Source organism: Phytobacter sp. MRY16-398 (genome assembly GCF_003925915.1).
Classification (GTDB): domain Bacteria; phylum Pseudomonadota; class Gammaproteobacteria; order Enterobacterales; family Enterobacteriaceae; genus Phytobacter; species Phytobacter diazotrophicus.
Window position 1 is genome coordinate 5,727,158 of record NZ_AP018756.1, and the last position, 13,031, is coordinate 5,740,188.

Below are 13,031 nucleotides of genomic sequence, written 5' to 3' on the forward strand. Positions count from 1 at the left end.
ACGTTAAGAATCCATGTCACTTTGAGTGCCCACACAGATTGTCTGATAAATTGTTAAAGAGCAGTGCCGCTTCGTTTTTCGCTGCGGCGCGGGGTGTGCATATTACGCTTTCCCGCTGCAGAGTCAAGTGTTTATTTTCACTTTTCTCTGCGGAATTCTCACCGGCATTCGCCTGAGAACCCTGCTGACCCGGCGGCTTACTTGCCGTTGTTCCGTGTCAGTGGAGGCGCATTATAGGGAGTTCTCAGGAAGTGACAAGCCCTAATTTTAAAAAACTTTTCAACCGTCTCTTTTTTGCTCAAAAGGCCATTAAAGCGCGAGTTTTTCGAGCGTCCCGAAGCCATAGCGCTGTAAAACGGGCAATAAAAGAACAGTTTCTGGCGTGACGGCCATGCAATACGCCAGATTTGCATCTGCTGATTTAGCATCAGGCGCCTCATGCTCAAGCAACCAGGCCGTACGACGCGCTATAGCCGCACCCGAATCCACCAGCCGCGTTCCCTCCGGAAGCACCTGCAACAGCTCATGCTGCAATAGAGGGAAATGCGTACATCCAAGCACCACGGTATCCGGCGGCTCAGGCATCCGCAGCCACGGGCGTAAAATGCGTTTGAGTTCGTCCAACGGAACGGGCTTACCGTGCAGCTTCGCTTCCGCAAGCTCAACCATCTCCGCTGAACCCAGCAATTCAATTTTGCATTCGTTAGCGAAGCGCTTAATGAGTTCGTGGGTATAAGGACGCTTTACGGTTGCACGTGTGGCCAGTAACCCCACCACACCATTCGCCGTTAAGCGTGCAGCGGGTTTGATCGCGGGAACCACCCCAACAACCGGGAAAGCGAATTTCTCACGTAGCGCAGGTAAAGAAACGGTGCTGGCGGTATTACAGGCAATGACGGCAAGCGCCAGGGGATATTGAGCCTGAACGGCAGTGACGATTTCGACAACACGTTCGACAATGAACTCTTCGCTCTTTTCACCATAAGGAAAGGCGACATTATCGAACGCGTAAATGTAATGCAGGTCCGGCAGGAGATGCCGGACCTCATCATAAACAGATAACCCACCTACGCCAGAATCAAACACCAGCACGGTGGGCCGCAGTTTAGAAGGTGTAGCTGCCAGACAAGGTATATTCTCGTCCTGCAGTTTGGTAGCCATAAGCTGTCTCGTAATCTTTATCGAACAGGTTAGCTATTTTACCACGAACTGTCAGATGTGAGGTCATCGGATATGACAATCCAATGTCCCAGACGCTTACACCGCCCAGCTTAACGGTATGGGAAGTATAAGTAGTTGCGTCATAGGCGTTGTCATAGCGTTGCCCCAGGTATTGATACGCCACATTCCAGCCAAGGTCATAAATCTGCCCGGTCAGTTCGTACTTAACCTGCTGCTTCGCACGGCGAGCAAGCACCTTATTGGTTTCGTCATCACGCGGATCGATATATTGCAGCGTCAAATGGTGATCGACAGGACCTGTCGTCACGTTTCCGGTCCACTCCAGACCTTTGATCGTTGCCGATTTTACGTTGTAATAAGCGCTGTTATCGTAATCAATCAGGTTATTGATTTCATAGCGATACGTAGACAGACGCCAGTCCAGCGGCCCCGTCAGGCCTTCAAGCCCTGCTTCCCATTGCTTCGACTCTTCCGGTTTCAAATTCGGGTTGGAAGCAATGCCAAACCGCTCCGCGCCAAACTGCTGCCCAAGCGATGGCGCCAGGAATCCGGTCCCGTAAGAAAGCGTCACACGGTAATCATCAACGAACTCCCAACCCGCTGCTGTCTGCCAGGTACCATGCCAGCCGAACTGTTCGTCATGGTCTTCACGCCCGGACGCTTCCAGGGTTACTTTGTCTATTTGCTGCTGGCCGGTCAAATAGAGCCCGGTGGTGTCACGCTTATAGATATCCGTACTGGATGTGCCGCTGGATTGCAGTTTCTCTTGTTTCCAGTCAACGCCACCGCTAACGGAACCATGTCCCACCTCGACGTTGTTACCCCACTGGATGTAACGCTGTTCCATATTGTCCAGGCTTGCGCTCGCTGCATAGCGACCATCCTGCGCATTGTAATTATAATTTTTAAGGTGCTGATAATTGGCAATCAGCTGAGATGAGTAGATGCCGGAATGATAATTGAGGCCTGTATCCCATGATTGGGTATAGTTCTGGCTTTCATCGCCACCACCTGCGTAACCACCACTGCCCTGGTCATAGTCAGTATTGGAGCTGTAGCCATAGCCACGGAAGAAACCTGAGACGCTATCGTTAAACTTATGCTGAACACCGCCCCAGAACAGTTTATTGCGATAGCCGTCGCGATCGCTGTCATCCGCGTAGGTTGAGTCCGGCTGAACGTTGAAACCTTTGGTCGTCTGATACGCACCAGCCGCAGTGACCATCGTATCGCCAAAGCGTTGATTTATCGCGCCGTCATAGTTCTGGTAACCGTTGGTTCCCATCCCTGCGTTAATCTGCGCGCGCTCATCGTCACTCATCGTAATGATGTTAACCACGCCACCGATGGCACCGGATCCATAAACCGCAGAGCGTGGCCCACGGATGTATTCAATACGTTGTACCAGCGAGACCGGGATCTGACCAATATCGATTGCATTGCCAATACCGGCACGCGCCATCGGTACACCGTCAATCAGCACCAGTACATGACGCGCTTCGGTACCGCGAACAAAAAGAGAGGAGCTCTGCCCTATTCCACCGTACTGGGCAATGTCCACCCCCGGCAGACGACGCATCACATCGTTAAGATCTTTTGACTGCCAGCGTTGAATATCTTCACGCGTCACCACATCGGTGGGTGCCAGTACGGTATTCACCGGTTGTTGAAAACGGTTTGCTGTTACCACCAGAGTGTCCGGGTTGCCATCCTGCGCCCAGCCGGAAAAAGCTGTGACGGAGAGCGCCGTCAGCAGCGAAGCTTTTTTAATCATTGTGAGAGCATCCACAAAATAATAAGGATGCCGCAGGTGTCATCAATAGCTCGCGATGATGGCACCAAATGCGACGTAATTCCGGCAGGTCTTCGGGCTAGGAGGTACAACAAGATGATGACTTCCCACATATATATGCAGTGTCTGCTTTCGCTATCATCCCACACATCCTTACCGCTGCGCGTCAGCTCCAGATTTACACTGGATTCCCTTTTAACTCACAGGACCGGAGCAGGGATGCTACATTCAGAAACATATAGATGTCCAGACTGCTATGCCGGGAAGTGAAAAAACATCCAGGACTGGACATCCCCTGAGCAATCCCTACAATCCCCGCGTTATTCTTAATCATTCAGGAAACACAATGACACCCGAACACCTGCCAACAGAACAGTACGAAGCCCAGTTGGCTGAGAAAGTCGTACGTCTGCAAGCCATGATGACGCCTTTTTCCGCGCCCGTTCCGGAGGTGTTCCGCTCACCGGTCAGCCATTACCGCATGCGCGCCGAATTCCGTATCTGGCACGACGGTGACGATCTCTATCACATTATCTTTGATCAACAGACGAAAAGCCGAATCCGTGTCGATAGCTTCCCGGCGGCAAGCGAGCTGATTAATCAGTTAATGAAAGAGCTGATGGAAGGCCTGCGCGGCAATAAGGTGCTGCGCCACAAGCTATTCCAGATTGATTACCTGACCACCATGAGCAACCAGGCCGTTGTCTCCCTGCTGTATCACAAAAAGCTGGATGATGAATGGCGTGAAGAGGCTACGCGTCTGCGTGATGCTTTACGTGCTAAAAACCTGAATGTGCATCTGATCGGGCGCGCCACCAAAACTAAAATCGAGCTGGATCAGGATTATATCGACGAACGTCTGCCGGTCGCCGGGAAAGAGATGATTTATCGCCAGGTTGAAAACAGCTTCACACAACCTAACGCGGCGATGAATATTCAGATGCTGGAGTGGGCGCTGGGCGCGACGAAAGATTCAACGGGCGATCTGCTGGAGCTCTACTGCGGCAACGGCAATTTCTCCCTGGCACTTGCACGTAATTTTGACCGCGTTCTGGCCACAGAAATCGCCAAGCCTTCGGTTGCGGCCGCGCAATACAATATCGCAGCGAATCATATCGATAACGTGCAAATCATTCGTATGTCGGCAGAAGAGTTTACCCAGGCAATGAACGGTGTACGTGACTTCAACCGCTTGCAGGGTATCGATTTGAAAGGCTATCAGTGCGAAACGATTTTTGTCGATCCGCCGCGTAGCGGACTGGATGCCGGGACAGAAAAGATGGTGCAGGCCTATCCGCGCATTCTTTATATCTCCTGTAACCCGCAGACGCTGTGTAAGAACCTGGAAACCCTGAGCCAGACACACCGCGTTGAACGCCTTGCGCTGTTCGATCAGTTCCCTTACACGCACCATATGGAGTGCGGCGTATTGCTCACGGCGAAGTAAAAAAAAGCGCATCAGCTCAAGGGCCGGATGCGCTTTATTTATTTGGATTACAGTTCCGACTTACGGTTACGCATACGATAACCAATCCAGAAAACCAGGATCACGGACAATACCGCAGGCAGGAAATTAGAGCCGATAGCCGGATATTCCGCTCGTACCACGGTGCTGTAAAGTAACACGCCCAGAATAAAGCAAGCCGCTGCCAGCCCCGGTAACCCGACCGGCATTGTTCGGTTTTGATAACGCTGATGCAGGCAATACACCGTGAGCACCAGTGAGATAATCGGGAAAACGGAGAAAGGCACGATCGAGCTAAAAATCGCTGCAAATGCGCCGTTAATCGATAAGCCAGCGATCAGTGCCAGCAACAACGTACCTTTATCCTGGACAGATTGTTTCATTACTTATCCTTCACTCGTCGGTTTGATGCGCCATTTTTTCTTGTTCACGGCGATACCAGTAATACGCACCTTTGGAGATCATCCTCAGTTGCAATACCAGTCGCTCTTCTAATTGCCTGCGTTGCTCAACGCCGATATCCAGTGCTTCGGCACCCGCGCTGAAAACAATAGTGACCATTGCCTCGGCCTGCGCTTCGGTGAACGCACGCGGCATATGGTTTTCGAGTTCAAGATAATCGGCAAGTTCCGCAATAAAGTGCTGGATTTCACGTGCTACCGCAGCGCGGAATGCCGCTGAGGTGCCGGAACGCTCACGTAGCAGCAGACGAAATGCGTTCGGATTGTTGCCGATAAATTCCATAAAGGTCGAAACGGACGTTCGAATAACGCTGCCGCCTTTTGCGATACGCTGTCGCGCCTGACGCATCAACTGGCGCAGCATTAAGCCGCTCTCATCGACCATAGTCAGGCCAAGCTCATCCACATCGCGGAAATGGCGATAAAAGGACGTCGGGGCGATGCCCGCTTCACGCGCAACTTCGCGCAAACTCAGGCTGGCAAAACTACGCTCAGCGCTAAGCTGGCTAAATGCCGCCTCCACCAGCGAACGCCGGGTTTTTTCTTTTTGTTGCGCTCTAACGCCCATCACGATGCTTGAATCCCTCCGCAGACCTGCTGGCACTATACCAGAGAATAAAACTAATCGGATTGTACTGGATTGTGAATGATTGTTTACGAGCTCTTTCTGCTTTGCTGCATGAAAAAAGCACAACGATAATTGGGTTATGCCGCTAACGATGTTACTATTATGTTGTTTTTATGTATAAGAACAGGTAAGCCCTCCCATGCCACATTCCTACGATTACGACGCAATAGTTATAGGCTCCGGTCCCGGCGGCGAAGGCGCTGCTATGGGGCTGGTTAAACAAGGTGCCCGGATAGCGGTGATTGAGCGCTATCACAATGTGGGCGGAGGATGTACCCATTGGGGAACCATCCCCTCGAAAGCCCTTCGCCACGCGGTCAGCCGTATTATCGAATTTAACCAAAACCCTTTATATAGCGACCACACCCGCCTTCTTCGTTCCTCTTTCGCCGACATTCTCAACCATGCGGATAGCGTGATTAACCAACAAACGCAGATGCGGCAAGGCTTTTATGAGCGTAATCGCTGCGAGATCTTGCAGGGTAACGCCCATTTTATTGACCCACACACAGTTTCGCTGGAGTGTCCGGACGGCTCAGTAGAAACCCTCACCGCCGAGAAGTTCGTGATAGCCTGTGGCTCCCGCCCCTATCGCCCGGCCGATGTGGACTTCTCTCATCCGCGCATTTACGACAGCGACTCGATTCTGAATATGCACCATGAACCTCGCCACGTAATTATCTACGGTGCGGGGGTGATCGGCTGCGAATATGCTTCGATCTTCCGGGGAATGAATGTCAAAGTTGATCTGATCAACACTCGCGATCGCCTGCTGGCTTTCCTCGATCAGGAAATGTCGGACTCCCTTTCCTACCACTTCTGGAACAGTGGCGTCGTTATCCGCCATAACGAAGAGTACGAGCAGATCGAGGGAATGGATGACGGTGTGATTATGCACCTGAAATCGGGCAAGAAAGTGAAAGCAGACTGCCTGCTCTATGCGAACGGACGCACCGGTAACACCGACAGTTTACAACTGGAAAATATTGGTCTGGATGCTGATGGTCGTGGTCAGTTGAAAGTCAACAGTATGTACCAGACAGCGTTGCCGCATATTTATGCGGTGGGTGATGTGATCGGTTATCCAAGCCTTGCCTCAGCAGCGTATGATCAGGGGCGTATTGCCGCACAGGCGATGGTGAAAGGCGAAGCGACAGCGCACCTGGTAGAAGACATTCCAACCGGCATTTACACCATTCCGGAAATTAGCTCTGTGGGCAAAACCGAGCAGCAGCTAACGGCAATGAAAGTACCTTATGAAGTGGGCCGGGCACAGTTTAAGCATCTGGCGCGCGCGCAGATTGTGGGTATGAACGTTGGCACGCTGAAAATCCTGTTCCATCGCGAAACCAAAGAGATTTTAGGGATTCACTGCTTTGGGGAACGCGCGGCCGAAATCATTCATATCGGCCAGGCGATTATGGAGCAGAAAGGTGGCGGTAACACGATCGAGTACTTTGTTAATACCACCTTTAACTACCCGACTATGGCGGAAGCCTATCGGGTAGCTGCGCTAAATGGCTTAAACCGCCTGTTTTAACGCACTGTCGAAATGGCCATCCATCGCACCACGGATGGCCTCTGCCAGCTGCTCATAGCGGCTACGCAGCGGTGAACCCGGACGATAGACCAGACCAATAGTACGACGCGGCTCCGGTTTAATACAGGGCAGATACACCACACCATCCCGCACACGCTCACGCGGTACCGCCAGCGCCGGTAGCAACGTAATACCGCTACCCGCAGCCACCATATTACGCAGTGTCTCCAGACTGGTCGCGCGGAAGTGAGTGTCTTCATCTGCACCCGCTTCAAAGCAGAAGCCCATCGCCTGATCGCGCAGGCAGTGTCCATCTTCCAGCATCAGCAGCTTTTCACCCGCCAGATCGGACATCGGGACACGGTCGCGATTCGCCCAGGGGTGGTCCTGATAAATCGCCAGCATCATGGGTTCGTCGAAAAGCGGCACCTCAATAAAGGCTTCACTCTCTTTCACCAACGCCAGGATTGCACAATCGAGCTTGCCGCTGTCCAGTTGCGCCAGAAGCTGATGCGTCTGCGCCTCATGCAGATACATTTCCAGTTTCGGGAATGTCTGGTGCAACATAGGGATAATATGCGGAAGCAGATAGGGTCCAACGGTAGGGATTAAGCCAATATGCAGCGGGCCGGACATCGTCTCCCCCTGCTGGCTTGCCATCTCCTTGAGCACTTTGACCTCACGCAGCACGGTACGTGCCTGATCCACCAGCAGCAAACCGGCCTGAGTGAACAAGACTTTGCGGCTGGTACGCTCCAGCAGCATAACGCCAAGCTCGTCTTCCAGTTTACGAATTTGCCCGCTCAGTGTTGGCTGGCTGACGTGGCAGGAATCCGCTGCGCGGCGAAAATGGCGGTGTTCGGCTAACGCCACCAGATATTCAAGATCACGAATATTCATTATTCATCCTCCGTCGCCACGATAGTTCATGGCGATAGATAGAATAGCAACGAACGATTATCCCTATCAAGCATTCTGTTCAATAATTAGCTCAAGAAACGCAGCGGGAGACATTACCCTTGATGCCACTGCAACGTTCTCTCTGAACAACTAAAGCCAACGTGAACATTTGCGGACCCCGTGGTCCGCTTTTTTTTGCGTAAAAAAGCCCGGGATAAAAGCAAAATGGCAACCGAAGTTGCCATTTTTAGTGTTTGCTCCCTTTCCCTGTGGGAGAGGGCCGGGGTGAGGGCTCCAGCCCGCACAAATCAAACTAAACGATTTTTCGCATCCGCAATGGCCTGAGCAACCTGTTTCGGTGACACACCGCCTTTTGCGGCGCGTTTGTCCAGGCAAGATTGCAGCGACAAAATCGGATAGACATCATCGGCAATCACCGCGCTAAACTTCTGCAAATCCGCCAGCGCCAGCTCTTCCAGCGGTTTGCCCTGACCGATTGCTTCCACTACTGCTTCACCAACAATATGGTGCGCCTCACGGAATGGCACGCCTTTGGCAACCAGATAATCTGCCAGCTCAGTCGCGTTCGCATAACCCTGCTGTGCCGCCTCCTGGCAACGCGGACGTTTCACCTGAATGCCATCCAGCACCAGCGCCGCCATGTGCAGACAGTCCAGCCAGGTATCGAGCGCATCGAACAGCCCTTCTTTATCTTCCTGCATATCTTTGTTGTAGGCCAGCGGCAGACCTTTCAGGGTCATCATCATGCCGGTCAACGCACCCTGCACACGACCACATTTACCGCGGATCAGCTCCAGCGCATCCGGGTTTTTCTTCTGCGGCATCAGGGAGGAGCCGGAAGTAACGCGATCGGACAGTTCAACAAACCCGGCTTCACCGGTGTTGAAGAAAATCAGGTCTTCGGCGAAACGGGAGAGATGGACCATACCAATAGAGGCGTCGGAGAGCAGTTCCAGCACGTGGTCACGGTCAGAAACGGTGTCCAGGCTGTTGCGGGTCGCGGACGCAAAGCCCAGCCAGCCTGCCAACTGCTCACGATCGATTTCATAAGCAGTGCCTGCAAGCGCGCCGCAGCCCAGCGGACTCACATCGAGGCGCTTAAGCGTATCCTGCAGGCGGCTTTCATCACGCGCCAGCATTTCTACATAAGCCAGGCACCAGTGGGCAAAAGTGACCGGCTGCGCACGTTGCAGGTGGGTGTAACCCGGCATGACTGCATCCTGGTTATTTTCCGCGGTTTCCACCAGTGCGCTCTGCAACTGACGATTTGCGGTCAGCAGCTCAGCCACCGTGTCTTTACACCACAGTTTGAGGTCGGTCGCGACCTGATCGTTACGGCTACGCCCGGTGTGCAGCTTTTTACCCAACTGGCCGACTTTATCGATCAGTTTACCTTCCACCCAGCTATGGATATCTTCGGCATCACTTTCGAGGATCTGCTGCGGATTCGCGCGCACTTCTTCGAGCAGGATATTCAGCGCCTCTTCCAGCTGTCGCTGCTCATCGTTGGTTAATACACCCACGGTGACCAACGCTTTGGACCAGGCCACAGAGCCAACGATATCCTGCTCCGCCAGGCGATAGTCAAAGCGCAAAGAGTCGTTGAACTGTTTGAACCGTTGATCTGCTGCCTGAGTAAAACGCCCACCCCAAAGTGCCATAACATGCTTCCTTAAATTCGTTTAGTGTTGCCTGTCTCTCACCCTCTCCTCTCAGGAGAGGGTTCAGGGAAAATTTTAAGCCAGAATACGTGTGCCGATCGGTGTACCGTTAAACAGCGCCGGTAGCTGATCTGCATGCCGCCAGGAGGCGATATCCACCGGGCGATTCAAAGTACGCGCAGCATCCAGCGCCGCATTCACTTTCACAATCATGCCATCGGTGATGATGCCCTGGGCGATTAACTGCTCCGCTTTCGCCGCCGTCATCTCGGCAATACGCTGGCCTTTACCATCCAGAATACCGCTCACATCAGAGAGCAGAATCAGGTCTGCGCCCAGCGTTGACGCCAGTGCCGTCGCCGCCTGATCTGCGTTGACGTTCATCAGTTCGCCTTCATCCGTCACGCCGATAGAGCTGATCACCGGCAGGAAACCACCCTCCAGCAGCGTGTTAATCAGTTTCGGTGAACCCGGTTGCGCCAGGCCGACATGGCCCAGTTCTTCATCCAGTTTCGTCACTTTCACGCTGTCACCGTCGCCAAGATACAGGCCGACAGAGGCAATCTGATGTTTCTTCGCCCAGGCCAGCAAGGTTTTGTTCGCCGTCCCCGCCAGTGCGCCGGTGATAATGTCGATTTGATCGGCCGGGGTCACGCGCAGACCATTTTTCTTTTTCACCGGCAGGTTGAGCTGTTTCATCAACTCATCCACCACGCAGCCGCCGCCGTGGACAATCACCAGCGGGCGCTGGTGCGACTCGCGGTAATTCACCAGCGCGGTAAACAGACGCTCCAGCGCTTCTTCACTATCCAGCAGTACGCCGCCGAGTTTAATAATTAATGGATTCATCATCAGGCCTGCACTCAATTAGATAAGAGACTGGGTTTCAGCGTAGCCGAAACGAATATTGGCACACTGCACTGCTTGCGCAGCCGCACCTTTTAATAAGTTATCTTCGGTGGCCACGACAATCAGGTGTTGGTCCTTCACGGCAAAACCAATATCACAGAACGGCAGGCCAACCACATTTTTCAGCGCCGGAACGCCTTTGTCGTACAGGCGCACCAGCGGTTTATCGCCATAAGCCTGTTGGAAAATCTCCGCGATCTGCGCCTGTGTTACGCCAGGGTTCAGGCGGCAGGTAATGGTTTCCAGAATGCCGCGCGGGAAATTGCCCAAATGCGGGGTAAAAATGACCTCAGCGCCCAGATGGGTAGTGATTTCCGGATGATGGCGATGATTGAACACGCCATACGGCTGCAGGCTAACTTCACAGAAACTGTTCGAGATAGCAGCTTTACGCCCTGCGCCACTCACGCCGCTGGTCGCATTAATGACCGGCCACTGGTTGAGATCCAGCACACCCGCATCAATCAGCGGTTTAAGGGAGAGTTGCGCTGCCGTTGGGTAGCAGCCCGGCACGGCTATCAGATTCGCCTCTTTCAGCGCATCCGCACTCCACTCCGCCAGGCCATACACTGCCTGCGCGAGCAGGTCCGGATGCTGATGAGTGAAGCCATAGAATTTTTCATAGAACGCGGGATCGTTAACACGAAATGCACCAGACAGGTCAAAAACTACGCAGCCCGCTACGAGGAATTGCGGCGCCAGGTCGTGGCTCACTTCATGCGCCGTCGCCAGAAACACGACATCCACACCTTGAGTGAACTCACTGATATCCGACATCGGCTGCAACGGCAGGTCGACAATGCCTTTCAACTGCGGATGTAAATCAGAGACCAATTTTCCTGCATCATTACTTTGCGCTGAAACCGTCAAAGCGGTTATGTTCATATGAGGATGGCGATTTACATAGGTCACTAGCTCTGCGCCGGCGTAACCGCTGGCACCCACAATTAATGTGTTCAACATCGGGGCAGTCTACCTTCTTAGTACGTCATGTTTGCCAGGGAGTGATTCGGCATCAATCCCACGTCGCGCTGTAAAGGCGCCGAATGGGTTCCTTTACGCTCAGCATTAATGTATTTTTATTCACTATTAATGCATGAATATTGATACTATCACGAACTCAGGTATGTCAACAATGAAAATGAATTTGCCACCATTTATCGAGATTTACCGCGCCCTGATTGGCACTCCGTCTATCAGCGCAACGGAAGAAGCCCTTGATCAAAGCAATGCTTCTTTAATCAATCTGCTTGCTGGATGGTTTGGCGACCTCGGGTTCAAGGTTGAAGTGCAACCCGTCCCCGGCACACGCAACAAGTTTAATCTATTAGCCAGCATCGGTGAGGGTGCTGGCGGCCTTCTGTTGACCGGCCATACCGATACCGTTCCCTTTGATGATGGTCGCTGGACGCGCGATCCGTTCACCCTGACCGAGCATGATAATAAGCTCTACGGCCTGGGTACTGCCGACATGAAAGGCTTCTTCGCCTTCATTCTTGATGCGCTGCGTGATGTTGATGTGACGAAACTGAAAAAGCCGCTCTACATTCTGGCGACTGCCGATGAAGAGACCAGCATGGCAGGCGCGCGTTACTTTGCCGAAAATACACAGTTGCGACCGGATTGCGCCATCATCGGCGAGCCGACCTCACTGCAACCGGTCCGCGCGCATAAAGGCCATATCTCCAGCGCCATTCGCATACTGGGGCAATCGGGCCACTCAAGCGATCCCGCACGCGGGGTGAACGCCATTGAACTGATGCATGATGCCATCGGCCATATTCTGCAACTGCGCGACAATTTGAAAGAGCGTTTCCACTACGATGCGTTCACCGTGCCCTATCCGACACTGAACCTCGGCAGCATCCACGGCGGTGACGCCTCCAACCGTATTTGCGCCTGCTGTGAGTTACATATGGACATCCGCCCGCTTCCGGGTATGACTCTCGACGATCTGAACGGCCTGCTCAATGACGCGCTCGAACCAGTAAGCAGCCGCTGGCCGGGTCGCCTGACGGTTTCTGAACTTCATCCGCCGATCCCGGGTTACGAATGCCCGCAGGACCATCAACTGGTCGATGTGGTCGAAAAACTGTTGGGTGTAGAAACAGAAGTGGTGAACTACTGCACCGAAGCGCCGTTTATCCAGACGCTGTGCCCGACGTTGGTGTTGGGGCCAGGATCAATCAATCAGGCTCATCAGCCCGATGAATATCTTGAGACCCGCTTTATTAAACCCACCCGTGAGTTAATTACACAGGTGGTTCATCACTTCTGCTGGCATTGATTTGTCACCACCTCACTCCGATTAACCACATTCGGAGTGAGGATAAAATAGAGTGACGTTGTTCACAATTCCATAAGCAACGCTTATTAGCCGGGAAGCGAATTAAATTTCGTAAATTCACGCCATTTATTCGTTTGCTGAACCGATTTCGCCGCAATTGACGTCGTGGGTTTTACGTGGCTTTA

General features: G+C 52.9%; 11 protein-coding genes and 1 riboswitch. Of the genes, 3 read left to right on the forward strand and 8 right to left on the reverse strand.

Annotated features, from left to right (window positions below; translation table 11 throughout):
* Positions 1 to 309: 309 nt before the first annotated feature.
* Positions 310 to 1,161 (reverse strand): glutamate racemase, encoded by an 852-nt coding sequence (gene murI / locus MRY16398_RS28025; RefSeq protein WP_125125576.1) that lies wholly within the window; start codon positions 1,159 to 1,161, stop codon positions 310 to 312.
* Complete coding sequence (gene btuB / locus MRY16398_RS28030) at positions 1,106 to 2,956, reverse strand: TonB-dependent vitamin B12 receptor BtuB (protein WP_039077266.1); 1,851 nt, start codon at positions 2,954 to 2,956, stop codon at positions 1,106 to 1,108. The genes murI and btuB overlap by 56 nt, the downstream gene beginning before the upstream one ends.
* Positions 2,957 to 3,022: 66 nt before the next feature.
* Positions 3,023 to 3,202, reverse strand: a riboswitch (cobalamin riboswitch).
* A gap of 118 nt (positions 3,203 to 3,320) precedes the next feature.
* On the opposite strand from btuB, the gene trmA reads away from it, so the two are divergent.
* Complete coding sequence (trmA, locus tag MRY16398_RS28035; protein WP_125125577.1) at positions 3,321 to 4,421, forward strand: tRNA (uridine(54)-C5)-methyltransferase TrmA; 1,101 nt, start codon at positions 3,321 to 3,323, stop codon at positions 4,419 to 4,421.
* 47 nt (positions 4,422 to 4,468) lie between these two features.
* On the opposite strand, the gene MRY16398_RS28040 is transcribed toward trmA, so the two are convergent.
* Together MRY16398_RS28040 and fabR are read right to left on the reverse strand one after the other, a co-directional pair.
* Complete coding sequence (locus MRY16398_RS28040; protein WP_039077268.1) at positions 4,469 to 4,822, reverse strand: YijD family membrane protein; 354 nt, start codon at positions 4,820 to 4,822, stop codon at positions 4,469 to 4,471.
* Positions 4,823 to 4,832: 10 nt separating this feature from the next.
* Complete coding sequence (fabR, locus tag MRY16398_RS28045; protein ID WP_039077269.1) at positions 4,833 to 5,471, reverse strand: HTH-type transcriptional repressor FabR; 639 nt, start codon at positions 5,469 to 5,471, stop codon at positions 4,833 to 4,835.
* Positions 5,472 to 5,667: 196 nt separating this feature from the next.
* Between fabR and sthA the strand changes: the two genes are divergently transcribed.
* Entirely contained in the window at positions 5,668 to 7,068 is a 1,401-nt protein-coding gene (sthA, locus tag MRY16398_RS28050) for a Si-specific NAD(P)(+) transhydrogenase (RefSeq protein ID WP_039077270.1), read from the forward strand.
* Here the strand turns inward: sthA and oxyR are convergent.
* From oxyR to argC, 4 genes are all read right to left on the reverse strand, one after another.
* Complete coding sequence (oxyR, locus tag MRY16398_RS28055; RefSeq protein WP_039077271.1) at positions 7,051 to 7,968, reverse strand: DNA-binding transcriptional regulator OxyR; 918 nt, start codon at positions 7,966 to 7,968, stop codon at positions 7,051 to 7,053. The genes sthA and oxyR overlap by 18 nt on opposite strands.
* 308 nt (positions 7,969 to 8,276) lie before the next feature.
* A complete protein-coding gene (gene argH / locus MRY16398_RS28065; protein ID WP_039077272.1) occupies positions 8,277 to 9,650 on the reverse strand; it encodes an argininosuccinate lyase in 1,374 nt (457 codons plus the stop codon).
* A gap of 75 nt (positions 9,651 to 9,725) precedes the next feature.
* Complete coding sequence (gene argB / locus MRY16398_RS28070; RefSeq protein ID WP_103245116.1) at positions 9,726 to 10,502, reverse strand: acetylglutamate kinase; 777 nt, start codon at positions 10,500 to 10,502, stop codon at positions 9,726 to 9,728.
* 15 nt (positions 10,503 to 10,517) lie between these two features.
* The gene (argC, locus tag MRY16398_RS28075; protein WP_125125578.1) at positions 10,518 to 11,522 is read right to left on the reverse strand and encodes an N-acetyl-gamma-glutamyl-phosphate reductase; all 1,005 of its coding nucleotides are present in this window, start codon (positions 11,520 to 11,522) and stop codon (positions 10,518 to 10,520) included.
* A 172-nt stretch (positions 11,523 to 11,694) separates the two neighbouring features.
* Here argC and argE point away from each other — a divergent pair, with 172 nt between their 5' ends.
* Positions 11,695 to 12,846, forward strand: a complete 1,152-nt coding sequence (gene argE, locus MRY16398_RS28080; protein ID WP_039077275.1) for an acetylornithine deacetylase — start codon at positions 11,695 to 11,697, stop codon at positions 12,844 to 12,846.
* The last annotated feature ends 185 nt before the right edge of the window (positions 12,847 to 13,031 follow it).